19 protein-coding genes are annotated in these 15,691 nt (G+C 64.6%); 7 read left to right on the top strand and 12 right to left on the bottom strand.

The window, feature by feature from the left end; genetic code table 11:
- Nucleotides 1-62: 62 nt before the first annotated feature.
- The 4 genes from PQV96_RS18080 to dtd all read left to right on the top strand — a co-directional run bounded on the left by PQV96_RS18080 (nt 63) and on the right by dtd (nt 4,602).
- Nucleotides 63-1,316, top strand: a complete 1,254-nt coding sequence (locus PQV96_RS18080) for an MgtC/SapB family protein (RefSeq protein WP_066786296.1) — start codon at nt 63-65, stop codon at nt 1,314-1,316.
- Nucleotides 1,317-1,350: 34 nt separating this feature from the next.
- On the top strand, nt 1,351-2,763 hold the full coding sequence (dbpA, locus tag PQV96_RS18075) for an ATP-dependent RNA helicase DbpA (protein WP_066789120.1): 1,413 nt from the start codon (nt 1,351-1,353) through the stop codon (nt 2,761-2,763).
- A gap of 88 nt (nt 2,764-2,851) precedes the next feature.
- The gene (locus tag PQV96_RS18070; RefSeq protein ID WP_207375580.1) at nt 2,852-4,057 is read left to right on the top strand and encodes a YbfB/YjiJ family MFS transporter; all 1,206 of its coding nucleotides are present in this window, start codon (nt 2,852-2,854) and stop codon (nt 4,055-4,057) included.
- 77 nt (nt 4,058-4,134) lie between these two features.
- Entirely contained in the window at nt 4,135-4,602 is a 468-nt protein-coding gene (gene dtd, locus PQV96_RS18065) for a D-aminoacyl-tRNA deacylase (protein WP_273623815.1), read from the top strand.
- Nucleotides 4,603-4,656: 54 nt separating this feature from the next.
- Here dtd and PQV96_RS18060 read toward each other — a convergent pair whose 3' ends face one another.
- Together PQV96_RS18060 and PQV96_RS18055 are read right to left on the bottom strand one after the other, a co-directional pair.
- Entirely contained in the window at nt 4,657-5,181 is a 525-nt protein-coding gene (locus PQV96_RS18060; RefSeq protein WP_273623814.1) for a hypothetical protein, read from the bottom strand.
- The gene (locus PQV96_RS18055) at nt 5,172-5,630 is read right to left on the bottom strand and encodes a DEAD/DEAH box helicase family protein (protein WP_273623813.1); all 459 of its coding nucleotides are present in this window, start codon (nt 5,628-5,630) and stop codon (nt 5,172-5,174) included. The genes PQV96_RS18060 and PQV96_RS18055 overlap by 10 nt, the downstream gene beginning before the upstream one ends.
- Before the next feature lie 43 nt (nt 5,631-5,673).
- Between PQV96_RS18055 and PQV96_RS18050 the strand changes: the two genes are divergently transcribed.
- Nucleotides 5,674-5,916 (top strand): ParD-like family protein, encoded by a 243-nt coding sequence (locus PQV96_RS18050; protein ID WP_066787173.1) that lies wholly within the window; start codon nt 5,674-5,676, stop codon nt 5,914-5,916.
- Complete coding sequence (locus tag PQV96_RS18045; protein WP_066787174.1) at nt 5,913-6,194, top strand: type II toxin-antitoxin system RelE/ParE family toxin; 282 nt, start codon at nt 5,913-5,915, stop codon at nt 6,192-6,194. Before PQV96_RS18050 ends, PQV96_RS18045 begins: the two co-directional genes overlap by 4 nt.
- A gap of 125 nt (nt 6,195-6,319) precedes the next feature.
- On the opposite strand, the gene PQV96_RS18040 is transcribed toward PQV96_RS18045, so the two are convergent.
- Together PQV96_RS18040 and PQV96_RS18035 are read right to left on the bottom strand one after the other, a co-directional pair.
- Nucleotides 6,320-6,859, bottom strand: coding sequence for a hypothetical protein (locus tag PQV96_RS18040; RefSeq protein ID WP_156445217.1), 540 nt, complete (start codon nt 6,857-6,859; stop codon nt 6,320-6,322).
- Nucleotides 6,856-7,215 carry a hypothetical protein gene (locus PQV96_RS18035; protein ID WP_066787178.1) on the bottom strand — a complete coding sequence of 120 codons (360 nt, stop codon included), beginning with the start codon at nt 7,213-7,215 and terminating at the stop codon, nt 6,856-6,858. The genes PQV96_RS18040 and PQV96_RS18035 overlap by 4 nt, the downstream gene beginning before the upstream one ends.
- A 146-nt stretch (nt 7,216-7,361) precedes the next feature.
- Here PQV96_RS18035 and PQV96_RS18030 point away from each other — a divergent pair, with 146 nt between their 5' ends.
- Nucleotides 7,362-7,787, top strand: coding sequence for a helix-turn-helix domain-containing protein (locus PQV96_RS18030; protein ID WP_066694963.1), 426 nt, complete (start codon nt 7,362-7,364; stop codon nt 7,785-7,787).
- Between the two features lie 72 nt (nt 7,788-7,859).
- On the opposite strand, the gene PQV96_RS18025 is transcribed toward PQV96_RS18030, so the two are convergent.
- The 8 genes from PQV96_RS18025 to cyoA form a co-directional block, all read right to left on the bottom strand.
- Nucleotides 7,860-8,600, bottom strand: a complete 741-nt coding sequence (locus PQV96_RS18025) for a sulfite exporter TauE/SafE family protein (protein WP_044395607.1) — start codon at nt 8,598-8,600, stop codon at nt 7,860-7,862.
- A 168-nt stretch (nt 8,601-8,768) separates the two neighbouring features.
- Nucleotides 8,769-9,302, bottom strand: a complete 534-nt coding sequence (locus PQV96_RS18020) for a response regulator transcription factor (RefSeq protein ID WP_273623812.1) — start codon at nt 9,300-9,302, stop codon at nt 8,769-8,771.
- Complete coding sequence (locus tag PQV96_RS18015) at nt 9,292-10,635, bottom strand: ATP-binding protein (protein ID WP_273623811.1); 1,344 nt, start codon at nt 10,633-10,635, stop codon at nt 9,292-9,294. The genes PQV96_RS18020 and PQV96_RS18015 overlap by 11 nt, the downstream gene beginning before the upstream one ends.
- Nucleotides 10,613-11,395, bottom strand: a complete 783-nt coding sequence (locus PQV96_RS18010; RefSeq protein ID WP_273625277.1) for an SURF1 family protein — start codon at nt 11,393-11,395, stop codon at nt 10,613-10,615. Before PQV96_RS18010 ends, PQV96_RS18015 begins: the two co-directional genes overlap by 23 nt.
- A 68-nt stretch (nt 11,396-11,463) precedes the next feature.
- On the bottom strand, nt 11,464-11,901 hold the full coding sequence (gene cyoD / locus PQV96_RS18005; protein ID WP_066690014.1) for a cytochrome o ubiquinol oxidase subunit IV: 438 nt from the start codon (nt 11,899-11,901) through the stop codon (nt 11,464-11,466).
- Complete coding sequence (gene cyoC, locus PQV96_RS18000) at nt 11,902-12,537, bottom strand: cytochrome o ubiquinol oxidase subunit III (protein ID WP_044395617.1); 636 nt, start codon at nt 12,535-12,537, stop codon at nt 11,902-11,904.
- Nucleotides 12,530-14,533: a cytochrome o ubiquinol oxidase subunit I gene (cyoB, locus tag PQV96_RS17995; RefSeq protein ID WP_066690015.1), complete on the bottom strand. Its 2,004-nt coding sequence runs from the start codon at nt 14,531-14,533 to the stop codon at nt 12,530-12,532. The genes cyoC and cyoB overlap by 8 nt, the downstream gene beginning before the upstream one ends.
- Nucleotides 14,534-14,541: 8 nt before the next feature.
- Nucleotides 14,542-15,600 carry a ubiquinol oxidase subunit II gene (gene cyoA / locus PQV96_RS17990; protein WP_273623810.1) on the bottom strand — a complete coding sequence of 353 codons (1,059 nt, stop codon included), beginning with the start codon at nt 15,598-15,600 and terminating at the stop codon, nt 14,542-14,544.
- Between the last annotated feature and the right edge of the window lie 91 nt (nt 15,601-15,691).

Raw genomic sequence — 15,691 nt, 5'->3', positions numbered from 1 at the left:
TTATGCAGGACATCCCACGCTGCCAGAATGGCGAGAGGCATCCGTGGGGTGCAGGAGCGGGCATGCAGGATTTGCAGGGTTTTTATGCCGCGCTGGCCGTGCTGGCCAGCGCTTTGGGCTGTGGGTTGTTGATGGGCATTGAGCGCGAACGCCGCAAGGGCAGTGGGCCGCACCGCGCTCTGGCAGGCGTGCGCTCGTTCACGCTGGCAAGTTTGACGGGCGCGGCGGCGGCGTTGTCGGGTTCGGTGGCCCTGCTGGGGGCTGGTGCCGCGTTTGTGGCCGCGCTGGGCGTGGTGGCCTATGCCCGCGACCGCTCGGAGAATCCCGGCGTTGCCACCGAAATCGCCCTGCTGCTGGCCTACCTGATTGGCGTGCTGTGCGCCAGTGACCGCCTGCTGGCCGCCGCCCTGGCGGTGATGGTGACCGGGTTGCTGGCACTGCGGGCGCCGCTGCACGAATTTTCGAGCCACTGGCTGCAGCCAGGCGAGGTGCGCAGCGGCCTGGTGCTGGCGGCACTGGTGCTGCTGGTGTTCCCGCTGGTGCCCAACCAGCCCATGGTGCAGGGTTTGCTGAACCCGCAGGTGGTGTTCCGCCTGGTGATCGTGCTGCTGGTGATCCAGTCGCTGGCGCATGTGGCGCGGCGGCTGATGCAGGCGCGCCAGGCCGTCGTGCTGTCGGCCCTGGCTTCGGGCTTCGTTTCCAGCACGGCCACGATTGCCAGCCTGGGCATGGATGTGCGCGCCGGCAAGGCGCCCGCCCGTACGCAGGCCGCAGGGGCTGTGTTGTCGTGTGTGGCCACGGCCCTGCATGTGCTGGTGGTGGCGGCCACGGTTCAGCCGCATTGGCTGCCGTACCTGGCGCTGCCTGCGCTGGCTGGGGCCGGGGTGGCCGCCATTTGGGGCTTGTGGCTGCTGTGGGGTGCGGCCGACCAGTCCACCGCCAAAGCGCCGCTGCAGGCCGATGCACCCATGTTCAAACTGCGCGACGTGGTGTTGATCACCCTGCTGCTCACAGGCATCCAGGTGGGCGTGGCGTGGCTGGAGCGCACCCAGGGCAACGCCGGGATGATGGCAGGCGCTCTTTTGGCCGCGCTGGCCGATGTGCACGCTGCCGCTGCGGCGGTGCTGATGCACGCCCTGCCCACCGAGCCCGAGGCCGTGGGCGTGGAACGCGCCCTGATGGCGGCGCTGCTGGTGCACGCAGTGAGCAAAAGCGTGGTGGCCTGGGTGAGCGGCGGCGGCGCTTACGCGCTGGCGGTGGCGCCGGGGGTGCTGGCGCACACGCTGGCATTCGTGGGGGTGCTGGTACTGCTTTGAGGCCCGCCAGGGCGGGGGCCGGATAATCCGGCCCATGACCTCCAAAGAAAACCAAGCCAGCACGGACTTCAGCACGCTGGCGCTGAGCCCTGCCACGTTGGCGAACCTGCAGCAGCTGGGCTACACCACGATGACCCCGATCCAGGCGGCCAGCCTGCCCCCTGCGCTGCTGGGCAAAGACCTCATCGCCCAGGCCAGCACCGGCAGCGGCAAAACCGCCGCGTTTGCCCTGGCCCTGCTGGCCAACCTCAACCCCCGCCGCTTCGCCGTGCAGGCCCTGGTGCTGTGCCCCACGCGCGAACTGGCCGACCAGGTGACTGCCGAGATCCGCCGCCTGGCGCGGGCCGAAGAAAACATCAAGGTCGTGACCCTGTGCGGTGGCGTGCCGCTGCGCGGACAAATGCTGAGCCTGGAGCATGGCGCGCACATCGTGGTGGGCACACCCGGCCGCGTGATGGACCACCTGGAGCGCCAGCACCTCACGCTCGAAGCGCTCAACACCCTGGTGCTGGACGAAGCCGACCGCATGCTGGACATGGGTTTCTTCGACGACATCGTCACGGTGGCGCGCCAGTGCCCCAAAGAGCGGCAAACCCTGCTGTTCTCGGCCACCTACCCCTTGGCAATAGCCAAGCTCAGCGCCCAGTTCATGAAGCAGCCCGTGCAGATCACGGTGCAGGCCCAGCATGCCGAAGGCAAGATCGAGCAGCGCTGGTACGAAGTGAAGAACAGCGAGCGCCTGCATGTGGTGTCGCAGTTGCTCAACCACTTCCGGCCTGAATCGTCAATTGCCTTTTGCAACACCAAGCAGCAGTGCCGCGACCTGGTGGGCGTGCTGCAGGCCCAGGGCTTCAGCGCGCTGGCGCTGTATGGCGAGCTGGAGCAGCGCGAGCGCGACCAGGTGCTGGTGCAGTTTGCCAACCGCAGCTGCTCGGTGCTGGTGGCCACCGACGTGGCCGCGCGCGGGCTGGACATTGCCAACCTGGCCGCCGTCATCAACGTGGACGTGACGCCCGACCCCGAAGTCCACATCCACCGCATTGGCCGCACCGGCCGGGGCGATGCCCAGGGCCTGGCGCTGAACCTGGCCAGCATGGATGAGATGGGCTACGTGGGCAAGATCGAGGTGCTGCAAGGCCGCGAATCCACCTGGTTCCCTCTGGCTGACTTGAAGCCCACGGGCAACGGCCCGCTGGTGCCACCCATGGCCACCATCCAGATTGTGGGTGGGCGCAAGGAAAAAATCCGCGCCGGTGACGTGCTGGGCGCGCTGACGGGCGACATGGGCTACACCCGCGAGCAGGTGGGCAAGATCAACGTGAACGACTTCTCCACCTACGTGGCGGTGGACCGGGCCATTGCCGCGCAGGCCGCGGCGCGCCTGAACAGTGGCCGCGTCAAGGGCAAGAGCGTGAAGGCGCGCCTGATCGAGGACGAGCGCGGCTGACATCTCTGGCGGCCGGCGCAGTCGTGGCGTTGACAGCTGCCCTGCCCGGTGGTCGCTACCATCGTTGCTCCTGAACCGTGGAGCCCACATGCACGCCCCTCTTGCGATCAAGCAACCCGCACGCTGGCGTGTCATCGTGGCGGGCATTTGTGCGCTCATCCTCACGGTGGGGCTGGCGCGCTTTGCCTACACGCCCATGCTGCCCATCATGCGCGAGCAGGCGGGCCTCACGCACTGGGCGGCGGGGTGGCTGGCCACCGTCAACTATGCCGGCTACATGGCGGGCACCTTGCTGGCAGCCTCTATCAACGACCTGGGGCGCAAGTACCTGATCTACCGCTGCGGTCTGGTGATTGCCGTGGTCAGCACGGCGGCGATGGGCTGGACAGACAGCGTGCCCGTCTGGTCCGTGCTGCGGTTTGTGGCGGGGTTTTCCAGCACGGCGGGGCTGCTGCTGGCGTCGGGGCTGGTGCTCAACTGGCTGATTCGGCAGGGGCACCGGCCGCAGCTAGGGCTACATTTTGTGGGGCTGGGCTTGGGCATCGCCGTCTCTGGCGTGGCGGTGGCGGCGCTGGTGCAGGGCTTGCCGTGGGACCGCCAGTGGCTGGGCCTGGGCTTGCTGGGCATTGTCTTTTTTGGGCCTGCATGGCTCTGGATGCCGCCCCCCGTGACTGTGCAGCCTGCAGCCGCCCAGGCTGCGCCCACTTCCACCACGCCGCCCCGGCGCTGGATGTGGTTGCTCATCGCCGCCTACTTTTGCGCAGGCTTTGGCTTTGCCATGGGCGCCACGTACACGGTGGCCATCTTGGTCAAGTTGCCATTGCTGGCCGACAAGGGCGGGTGGGTGTGGGTGATTGTGGGGCTGGCGGCAGCGCCGTCGTGCTTCCTGTGGGACCGCGTGGCGGATGCGGTGGGGCAGATCCGCGCGCTGATGATGGCTTTTGGCTTGCAGATGGTTTCCGTCCTCATGCCCATCGCCACCGATAACGCCTGGTTCAACGTGGGCGGCGCCATGCTGTTCGGTGCCACCTTTGTGGGCATCGTCAGCCTCACGCTCACCCTGATCGGGCGCTGCTTTCCGGCCAACCCGGCCAAGGCCATGGCGCGGATGACCCTCAGCTACGGCGTGGCCCAGATCATTGCGCCCGCCATGGCGGGCTACATCGCCACGGCCAGCGGCAGTTACCACGGGGCTCTGGTGGTCACGGCGCTGGTCATGGGCTGCGGTGTGGTGGCGTTGCAGGCACTGATCCATGAAGAAAAGCGTGCAGCCCAGGCGGCTGGCGCCCGTTGAGGGCGAATGCCGCCCGCGGCGCCTTCTCGCTGGCGGCACAATCGCACGCTCTACCTTGACGGACAAAGAGGCTTTTCTTGATCGCTGTATCGCAACGGGTGCGGCAAGCCCGCGTGGAAGTGGACGGTGCCGTGGTGGGCGCCATTGGCCCTGGTTTACTCGTGCTGGTGTGCGCCGAGCGGGGTGACACCGAAGCCGAGGCCGACAAGCTGCTGGCCAAAATTCTCAAGCTGCGCATCTTCAGCGACGACGCGGGCAAGATGAACCGCAGCGTGCAGGATCTGGACGGGCAGGGCGCCTGTGGCGGCCTGCTGCTGGTAAGCCAGTTCACCCTGGCGGCAGATACCACCGGCGGCAACCGCCCCAGCTTCACCCAGGCCGCAGCGCCTGACGAGGGCCGCAGGCTGTACGACTACGCCGTGGCCCAGGCCCGCAAGCTGCACCCCGAGGTGGCCACCGGCCAGTTTGCGGCCGATATGCAGGTGCACCTGGTCAACGATGGGCCGGTAACGATACCGCTGCGAATGCCGCCAGCGGTTAATTAGTATCAATTTGATAGCTGTTAGCGCTTGTTGGATAAGCGCTAGAGGCCAATTTGGCTAAATAAGGCTGGTTTGCAGCGAAGCATTCGCCAGAGGCCGCAGTCGCGCATAGTCCAGAAGCTCTGCCAGCCGCGCGCCCTTGGCCTGCCACTCGTAGACCACGTTCTCCGCCAGCAGCACGTAATGCCATGGCGGGCCGCCGCGCTGCTCGGGTGTGAGGGCGTTGATGCGCTCACACCACGCCAGCGCGGCCTTGAGCTTGCGCTGCACGTTGGGGTGCGCGGTTTGCTGCTGGGCTTTGGTCTCCGCCAGGTACACCGCACCCGCCGTGCGCACCAAAAAGTCGGGCGAGTAGAACGCGGGCAAACCGTCTTCCTTCACATAGCGCAGCCGGGCAAAGGTGTGGCGGTTGTCGTGTATAAAGGCAAACACCGCATCACGGTGCTCCTCGGGCATAAACAGATCGGCAAACTTGAACACATCGGAAGTGCTGAAGTCCCGCGAACTGGTGTCCGCTACCAGCTTCCCGCAAAAGGCGTCCAACAGTCGCTCGTACGCAATCAGCCCCGGCGTCACCACCATGAACAGGCGGGTAAAGCGCGCATCGTCCCGCCCTCGGCCAGGGCGGCGTTTTTGTTCAGCAGCTGCCAGATCAACAGCGCCTGCAATACCCAGGTTTTACCCGTGCCGGTGGCCATCTTGAAGCAGTACTTGGGGTGCGCGTGTTTGGCCGCCGACACCTCCGCCAGCCGGTTCCCCGCCAGCAGCGCATCGGGCGCTACATGTTGGTACAAGGCCAGCAGCGTGGCCGCACCCAGCACCTTGTGCGCCACGATGGCATTCAGGATGGCTTGCTTTTGCCTGGCATGAAAATTCAGCCTGCTGCGCGCCGCCACCATGTCTTCGCCAAACCACCACCACCGCAGCAGCTCGGCGGCGCCATGTTCAAGCCCCAGCGCCAGCGCGTTGGTGCGGGTGGTAAGGCGGCGGAGAGGGCCAGGGGAAATTCGTTGTTCAAAGCCATGCGGCAATCCGGGTCTGCCTACAATTGTGGTAATTCAAGAAAGGAATGCAATGTCCACCATTTCTGTTCGCATCGACGAGGCCCTGGTTGATGCTGCCCGCGCCGCCGCGAAGGCGGAATTTCGCACTGTGCAGGGGCAGGTCGAGTTCTGGGCCAAGGTGGGCCGGGCCGCGCTGGACAACCCCGATCTGCCCGCCTCCTTCATTGCCGAAAGCCTGATGGGCCTGGCCGAGCCCCGCGAAGACGCCACGCCCTTCGTGCCGCGCAGCACCGTCGCCGGGCGCCCCGCATGAGCTGGGAAGTGCGCCAAACCCGGCGCTTTGCCCGCACCTACAAGAAGCTGACCAACGCCACGCTGATTGCCGACACCGACGCGGCGGTGGCCACCGTGGCGCAAGACCCCGATGTAGGTGAGCGCAAAAAAGGCGACCTGGCGCAACTGTGGGTGCACAAGTTCCGCAGCAACGGCCAGCTATACCTGTTGGGCTACACGCGCGAAGACGCTGTGCAGCTGGTTTATCTGGAAGCGCTGGGACCACACGAGAATTTCTATCGGGATGTGAAGCGCTGACACTTATTCACCAGTCTTCACGCAGCATCATCCACCATGGTCACCATTTCGGTTTCAAAGCCAAATACATCCACCATGTGCAGCGCGTCGGCATCGTTGGCGGTGTTGCCCGGTGGCTCTGTCAATCAATCGGTCTTCATCATGAGCAGGTCATTGATGAGGAGCTCGATGTTCTTTTTGATGGATCCCTCGGTCGCAAGGCGCACCCGAGTGGCACCCAAGGGCGAGTCGGAAAAACCAGCGGTAAACGGTGCGCGGATCAGCCGTGAGTACACCTCTTTGCCGGTTTTGGTATCGACGACGGTGTATTTGATGGATGACGTCACGGTCATGTCAAAACCAAAAGCAGGCTGTTCCAGTTGGTTCAGGTCAGCCGTCAGCCGGTATTTGCTGGCAGACAGTACGCGCTCGAAAACACCGGCGTTTGCCAAAGAGTCCTCCAGCGCGCTGCGGAAGGCGTCGCTGGCCACCTGTGAAACCCACAGCGGATTGGTTTCCCGGCCGCCTGTTACATCGGCTACGGCAATGGCGTTTTTCAAAGCGGCGGGCGCTGTGCGTTGGGTGGTGTAGACGCTCATGTTGCTGACCGCTGCGGGCGTGGCGCAGCCTGCCAGCAAGGCCAGCAGCACCGTGCTGGCTACCAAGTGAGGGATTCTTTTCGTCATGCTGCGCATTTCTTGGTGGTGGATGTCGCCTCGATCGCGTCGTATTCACCCTTCAGCCGTGACAGTTCCGCCTCTTGCTGCTTGGTGCCGCCCAGCGCGAAGAGCGCAGGCCAAAAAAGAATCATGCCGACGCCAGCGATCGCTTTGTCGTTGCTGGCAGCTTCATCCAACCGGCCAGTGAGTTGGTTGACGCGACCGCTGATGCGCATGGACTCTGCGCGCAGTTGATCGCAGTCGTAGTTGGCGTACTGCATGGGTGATACATAGCTGGATGCAACATCTTTGCCCGCCGTGGCGCAGGCGGTCAGGATGCCGCTGGCGACCAGAGCGGCGATGGATTTGCTGAAACGAATCATGAGAACTCTCCGGGGAAAACAGGTGACTGCCTTGGCTTGCGAAGGGCGGTAGTGCTTCTTTTTTCAATCGTTTAGACAACAAACGATTGAATTAATAGTACAACAAAGAGTTCAATGCAAATTCAACCGAAATTTAACGTTTCGGCATGGATCAGAAGTTGGAATTTGCCGAACGCCTGCAAGCGGCTATGCGCGCTGCGGGGCTGGAGCCGCGCCCGGCGGTGCTGCTCAATTTGTTCAATGCCAACTATTGGGGGCGATCCGTCACATTTCAGGCCGTGTCGCGTTGGTTGCGCGGTGAATCCATTCCGGCGCAAGACAAATTGATCGTGTTGGCCCAGGTGCTCAAGGTCGAGCCGGAGGTGTTGCGCTTTGGCGGCACGGTGCGCAAGTCGGTGCGGGAGCACCACCAGCGCTGGCAAGAGGGCGTGGGCTACCTGGAGCGTGAGACGTTTGACGCGTTTTTGCAGCTGCCCGCCCCGCAGCGCAAGCTGATCCGTGAAGTGATTTTGACGTTTGCCAAAGTGCACTCGCCAGATGCGAGCGCGCCCGCTGACCAGGCGGGCGATTGATGGAACTTCAAATTTGATAGCTGCCAGCGCTTGCCAGATAAGCGCTGGAGCCTGATTTGGCTTGTAGTCTGCTCACTGCCGCCAGAAGAACAGCCCGGCCATCACCAGCCCCGTGACCACGATGCCGCCACGCAGCCAGGGGGCGGGAATGCGCCGTGCCACGCGCGCGCCGCCGTAGCCGCCTGCGGTGGCGGCCACCATCATCATCAGCGCCTGGGGCCACTGCACCACGCCGCCTGCGGCGTAGATGACCACGGCAATGGCCGTGAGCAGGGCCGAGACCCAGTTCTTCAAGCCGTTCATGGCGTTGAGCTGCGTTTGCCCCAGCAGCCCGAACAAGGCCAGCAGCAAGATGCCCAGCCCGCCGTTGAAATAGCCGCCATAGGCCGCCACCGCCAGCACGCCCACCGTGGCCTTGGCGGTAGACGGCTTGCCGCCCGCCAGCATGGAGCGCAGTTGCGGGCCGAAGGCGAACAGCGCCGTGGCCGCCAGCAGCAGCCAGGGCACCACGCGGCGGAAGGTGGCATCCGGCGTGATGAGCAGCAGCGCCGCGCCCGCCGCACCGCCGATGAGCGACAGCACCACCAGCAGCCGCATCGACAGCCCCGGTGGCGGCGCGGTGTCTTCGCGAAAGCCCCAGGCCCCGGCGATGTAGCCGGGCAGCAGGGCCACGGTACCGGTGGCATTGGCCACCACGGGCGGCACGCCGGTGAAGACCAGGGCGGGCAGGGTGAGGAAGCTGCCGCCTCCGGCCACAGCATTGAGTGCACCGGCCACAAACGCGGCAGCCAGCAACAGGGCGCTATCGAACATGTCTTCTCCAGGGGCAGATGGGCGGTGGCGCTGCTTTGGCGCCAGATGGCTGGATCTTAGGAGAGTTGCCACCCGCCCCGGGCCTTGAGGCGGCGCAGCGGGCGTAAAGGTGTTTTGCTCAAAAAGGTGGGGATGCGGCCGGGTGCGCAGCGCCTTTTGAGCGGCTTCTTACACCCGCTGTTTGCCCAGCTTGCGGCTGAGGGTGCGACGGTGCATGCCCAGGCGGCGCGCGGCTTCAGAGATGTTGAAGTCGCTCTCGGCCAGCACTTCGTGGATGCGCTCCCATTCCAGGGTCTTGATGGAGCTGGAGCGGTTGGTCAGCTCTACCTCGGTGTTGCCTTCCTGCAGGGCAAAAGCGGCTTCGATGTCGTCGGTGTTGGACGGCTTGGCCAGGTAATGCCCCGCGCCGAGCTTGATGGCTTCCACCGCCGTGGCAATGCTGGCAAAGCCGGTCAGCACCACGATGCGCATTTGCGGGCTGTGCGCGTGCAAGGCGCGTACGCAGGCCAGGCCGTTGGCTTCGCCCTTGAGCTTGAGGTCTACCACCGCGTACTGCGGCGTGTGCACGGCCAGCAGTTCTTCCATGCGGGCGATGCCCTCGGCGTGCAGCACCTGATACCCGCGCCGCTCGAACGAGCGCGCCAGCGTGCGGGCAAACGCTTCGTCGTCTTCCACGATCAGCAGCTGGCGGTCAGTGTCCATGGTCTTCCGAGTCGGTGTCTTGCAGGGTGATGGCAGCCAGCGAAAGCGTGATGGTGACTTCGGCGCCGCCTTCGGGGCGGTTGCGTGCCACCACGCTGCCGCCCAGGGTGCGCGCCACGTTCATCGACAGAAACAGCCCCAGGCCGCCCCCCGGCCGCCCTTTGGTGGACTGGTAGGGCGTGCCGATGTGGCGGAGCACGGCGGCCGAAAAGCCGGGGCCCCGGTCGGTGACCACGATTCGCAACGCATCGGCATCGCACTGCGCCTGCAAGCGCACCCAGTGCGGCGATGCATCCCGGGCATTGTCCAGCACATTGAAAACCATTTGCTCCAGCGTGGCATCGGCCACCATGGGGCTGTCGCCTTCCAGCAGGTTGTCGTAGACGAAGGTGTCCACCGAGCGCGTGGCGCGCCAGTTCTGCACCAGGGTGTCGAGAAACTGGCGCACGGTGGTCTGGCTCGACGCTTCGCCGCGCGCCTCGCCGGCAGACAGCAGGATGCCGCTGACGATGGTCTTGCAGCGCTTGACCTGGGCTTCCATCTCGGCAATTTCTTCCTGCAGCACCGGGTCCTGCGTCAGCGCGGGGATGCGCTTCCAGTCGCCCAGGATCACGGCCAGGGTGGCCAGCGGCGTGCCCAGTTCATGCGCAGCGCCCGATGCCAGCAGCCCCATGCGCACGATGTGTTCTTCTTCTGCCGCCCGCTGGCGCACGGCGGCCAGGCGCGCATCGCGCCGGCGCAGGTTGTGGCTGATGCGGGTGATGAACACCACCACCAAAATGGCGTTGAGCATGAAGCACACCAGCAGGCCCAGCACGTAGGGGCTGGCCCAGCCGTCGCGCACATTGGTGGCCAGGGGCAGGGGCTGGCTGTGTTGCGCCAGCAGCACCACGCAGGCCGATGCCACCACCACGATGGACCAGATGTAGCCGCCGCGCAGCAGCATGGCCCCCACCGCAATCTGCAGCAGGTACAGGAACACGAAGGGGTTACCGATGCCGCCGCTCAGGTACAGCTGGGCGGTGAGGGCGGCCACGTCGATCAGCAGGCCGATGAACAGCTCCACATCGTGCACGCCCCGGCGCGTGCGCCAGCGCAGCAGGCTGGCAATGTTGAACACCACCATGCCCGCCACGATGGACAGCATGGCCTGCAAAGGCAGCGGCAGGCCCAGGCTGTAATGGGTGGCCTGGATGGTGAGCAGCTGCCCCACCACGGCAATCCAGCGCAGCTGGATGAGCTGGTGCAGGTTGCGCAGCCCGGCCGAGGTGTTGGCCGAACTGGCTTTGCTCACGGGCTGCTGGAGGGCTTTAGAGAATGTGCTGCGGTTCATGGGTGGTGTGGCTGCGATAGGCCGCACGCAGCCTGGATTCGTAGCGTGCCACAACCACCGCAGCCCCCACCACCATCAGTGCCAATCCAAACCAGGTCAGCGCATACACCAGGTGGCTGTTGGAGAAGCGCACCACCGTCAGCCCCTCACGCGGCCAGGGGCCGCTTTGCGCCGGGGGCAGGTCGGCTGACGCGAGGCTTTTGAGCGAGGGCAGGCCCGCGTCCACAAAGAAAGGCGCCGGGCGTGCCAGCTGCAGCGCCTGCGCAATGGCCGCTACATCGCGCGAATGCCAGCGCTGCTGCGCAGGGTCGTTGCTGCGCAGAAAGCCGCCGCCGGGCTCGCTCATGCGCAGCAGGCCCACCACGGTGGCGGGTGTGCTGGCAGATGTATCGGCACCTGCTCCGCCTTGCCAGCGCGCGCGTTGGTCCTGGGGCACAAACCCGCGGTTGACCAGCACCTGGGTGCCCTCGCTGGTTTGCAGCGGGGTCAGCACCCAATAACCGGCGCCGAGGGCTGTGGTGGCCTGGGTGAGCACGGTCTTGTCGGCCAGCCACTGGCCTTGCAGGCGCACGGGCTGGTATTCATATGCCGCAGCCGTCACTTCAGGCCATTGCACAGGCGGGGGTAAGGGCTGGGGCGGGGCCTTCAGGCGCTGGTCCACGCGCTCGATGAGGTCGAGCTTCCAGGACAGGCGTTGCACCTGCCATGCGCCCAGCGCCACAAAGCCCAGAAAAAGGGCGATGCCCACCGCAGTGAGCATCGCCAGAATCAGCGGGGAATGCGGACGCCGGGGCAGCGCTGCAGCGTGTGCCACGGCCAGCTCCCGCGTCAGGGCGCCGCGTGGTGTGCGCCGCCAGCGGCAGGAGCCTGCTGCCCGGCGGGGGCGATCTGCGGATGGTCGGGCATCATGTTCGCGTTCATGTGGAACATGACCCACAGCGTGCCCGCAATCGCGATGGCTACGAACACCACGGTGAAGATGGTGGACAGCATGGTCCAGCCGCCTTCGATCTTGCCGTTCATGTGCAGGAAGTACACCATGTGCACCACGATCTGCACCACGGCAAAGGCGCCCAGTACCAGCACGGCGGTGTTGCGGTCGGCAATCACCTTGGCCATGACCAGCCAGAACGGAATGGCCGTGAGGATGATGGACAGGATGAAGCCCGTCATGTACCCCGACAGCGTGCTGTGCGGGCCGTCGTCGTGGTGGTCGTCATGCCCGCCGTGGCCGTGGGCTGCGTGGGTTGTGTGTTGTGCGCTCATTTACAGCACCCCCATCAGGTACACAAAAGTGAAAACGCCGATCCAGACCACGTCCAGAAAGTGCCAGAACATCGACAGGCACATGAGGCGACGGTTGTTCTCGGGGATCAGGCCGTGCTGCTTGATTTGAATCATCAGCACCACCAGCCAGATCAGACCGAAGGTGACGTGCAGCCCGTGCGTGCCCACCAGCGTGAAGAAGGCCGACAGGAAGGCGCTGCGCTGGGGCGTGGCGCCCTGGTGGATCAGGTGGTAGAACTCGTACAGCTCCAGACCCAGGAAGCACAGGCCGAACAGCCCGGTAATGGCCAGCCACAGCAGGGTGCCGTTCACATCCTTTTGCTGCTTGCGCAGCATGGCAAAGCCGAAGGTGATGGACGACAGCAGCAGGAAGGCCGTGTTGATGGCCACCAGCGTCAGGTCAAACAGCTGCGCGCCGGTGGGGCCTGCCGCGTAGCTGCGGCCTAGCACGCCATAGGTGGCAAACAGGGCGGCAAAGATGAGGCAGTCGCTCATCAGGTACAGCCAGAAGCCCAGGGCGGTGCCGTTTTCGGGATGGGGCTCGTGCGCGAGGTGGTACTCGCGTGGGGCCAGGGCGCCTGCGGCGGCGCCAGCGTTAAGGCGAAGTTCAGACATGGCGGGCCAGTTGGAGTGTGCGAGCTTCTTCGGTGGCCTTCACTTCGGAGGCCGGGATGTAGAAGTCACGTTTGTAGTTGAACGTGTGGATGATGGAAGCCAGCAACAGCGCCGCGAACGACGCGCCCGCCAGCAGCCACATGTGCCAGATCAGTGCGAAGCCGAACACCAGCGAAAGGCCCGAGATCACGACACCCGCGCCGGTGTTGGCAGGCATGTGGATGGGCTGGAAGCCGGTGAGCGGACGCTGGTAGCCGTGCTTCTTCATGTCCCACCAGGCGTCAATTTCGTGCACCACGGGGGTGAAGGCGAAGTTGTAGGCAGGTGGAGGCGACGATGTGGCCCATTCCAGCGTGCGGCCGTCCCAGGGGTCGCCGGTCTCGTCACGCAACTGGTCGCGCTTGAGGTAGCTGACCAGCAGTTGCATCAGGAAGCAGCCAATGCCGGCCGCGATCAGGCCTGCGCCGATGGCGGCGATGATGAACCAGATCTGCAGGGATTGGTCTTCAAAGTGGCTGACGCGGCGGGTAACGCCCATCAGGCCCAGAACATACAGCGGCGTGAACGCGACCCAGAAGCCCACGACCCACAGCCAGAAGGAGCGCACGCCCCAGGTGCGGTCGAGCTTGTAGCCGAAGGCCTTGGGGAACCAGTAGCTGATGCCGGCAAACATCGCGAACACCACGCCGCCAATGATCACGTTGTGGAAGTGGGCGATCAGGAACAGGCTGTTGTGCAGCACGAAGTCGGCTGGGGGCACGGCCAGCAGCACGCCGGTCATGCCGCCGATGGCGAACGTCACCATGAAGGCCACAGTCCACATCATGGGCAGCTCAAAGCGGATGCGGCCCTTGTACATGGTGAACAGCCAGTTGAAGATCTTCGCCCCCGTGGGGATGGAGATGATCATGGTGGTGATGCCGAAGAAGGTGTTCACGCTCGCGCCCGAGCCCATCGTGAAGAAGTGGTGCAGCCACACCAGGTACGACAGGATGGTGATACACACCGTGGCGTACACCATGGAGGTGTAGCCGAACAGGCGTTTGCGGCAGAAGGTGGCCACCACTTCGGAGAACACGCCGAACGCGGGCAGCACCAGGATGTACACCTCAGGGTGGCCCCAGATCCAGATCAGGTTCACGTAGAGCATGGGGTTGCCGCCCAGCTCGTTAGTGAAGAAGTTGGTGCCCACGTAGCGGTCCAGCGACATCAGAACCAGCGCGGCCGTCAGCACAGGGAAGGACGCCACGATCAGCGCATTGGTGCACAGGGCAGTCCAGGTGAAGACAGGCATCTTCATCAGGTTCATGCCGGGTGCCCGCATCTTGATGATGGTGACGATCAGGTTGATGCCCGAGAGCGTGGTGCCCACCCCGGCAATCTGCAGCGCCCAGATGTAATAGTCCAGCCCGGTGCTGGCGCTTTGTGAGCCCAGGTTGGACAGTGCCAGCCAGCCGGAGGTGGAGAACTCACCCAGGAACAGGGACACCATCACCAGCACGGCGCCAGCGGTGGTCATCCAGAAGCTGAAGTTGTTCAGGAACGGGAACGACACGTCGCGCGCACCGATCTGCAGCGGCACGAGGTAGTTCATCAGGCCTGTGACCAGCGGCATCGCCACGAAGAAGATCATGATCACGCCGTGGGCGGTGAAGATCTGGTCGTAGTGGTGCGGCGGCAGGTAGCCCATGTTGTCGCCAAAGGCCATGGCCTGCTGCAGGCGCATCATCACGGCGTCGGCAAAGCCGCGCAGCAGCATCACCAGGCCCAGGATCATGTACATGATCCCGATCTTTTTGTGGTCGATGCTGCAGATCCAGTCGCGCCAGAGGGTGCCCCACAGGCGGAACTTGGTGATCAGCGCCATCACGGCGATGCCGCCCAGCACGACGGCAATGAAGGTCCACAGCACGATGGGCTCGTGCGCCATGGGCACGGCGTCCCAGCTCAGGCGGCCCAGTGCCCAGTGGGCAGGAGTTGCGTTTTCAGGGGTCATAGCGAGGCTCATTGACGGATGCTGGCGCCGGAGGTTGGGGCCGGTGCATTGCGGGTTTCAAGCGCGGCCACCACTTGGGCGGCGTTTTGTGCGGTGCACACGTCCTGGGGCAGGTTCAGGCCGGCAGCGCGCATGTACGCTTCTCCACCCAGGGAGTCGATGGCCATCATGTGGTGCATGCACATCTTTCCTTCTTCCACGCAGCGGTTGAGCACCTTGTCGTACAGGCCCTCTTCCACCGAGGCAAAGCGCTGCACGGGGTCGCGCTCGCTGGGCTTGGCCAGGTTCAGGTAGGTGGCCTTGTCCAGCGGCTTGCCTTCGGACTTGGCTTTTTGCACCCATTGGGCAAAGTCTTCGTTGCTCAGGCCGTGGAACTTGAACGTCATGCCCGAGAAGCCTGCGCCGCTGTAGTGCGACGACATGCCGTGGAACACGCCAGGCTTGTTGATCACCGCGTTCAGCTCGGTCTGCATGCCGGGCATGGCGTAGATCATTCCGGCCAGGTCGGGCACGTAAAACGCGTTCATGGTGGACGTGGCCGTGAGCTTGAACAGGATGGGGCGATCCACCGGCGCGGCCAGTTCGTTCACCGTGGCAATGCCTTGCTCGGGGTAGAAGAACAGCCACTTCCAGTCCATCGCCACCACCTGCACTTCAAGTGGCTTCACATCGGCGGGCACGGCGCGCTGCGCGTCGATGCGGTCCAGGGGGCGATAGGGGTCGAGCTTGTGGGTGCCGATCCAGGTGAGTGCACCCAGGGCGATGATGATCATCAGGGGCACGGTCCAGATCACCAGTTCCAGCGTGGTGGAGTGGTGCCATTCGGGGTCGTACTCGGCTTCGGTATTGCTCTGGCGGTATTTCCAGGCAAAGAACAGCGTGAGTGCGATCACCGGCACGATGATGATGAGCATCAGCAAAGTGGCGGTAATGACCATCTGGCCCTGTTGGGCGGCAATGTCACCAGCCGGGTTCAGGACAACGGCCTTGCTGCAACCGGCCAGGCCGGTTGTCAGTGCGATCGCTGCCAGACCGGCGGGCCTGCGGAGTTTTTGGGTGTTCAACATGCGAAGAGCGCGACAAAGGCGCGTTTAGGTGTAAACGCGAATGACTGAGGGTTCGCAATGTAGTACGGCTAGCGAATTTGTCGATTGGACA

The sequence above is a fragment of the Acidovorax temperans genome, from assembly GCF_028596105.1.
Taxonomy (GTDB): domain Bacteria; phylum Pseudomonadota; class Gammaproteobacteria; order Burkholderiales; family Burkholderiaceae_C; genus Acidovorax; species Acidovorax temperans.
Note: the sequence above shows the minus strand (reverse complement) of the source record. Positions and strands in the feature narration are given on the sequence as shown.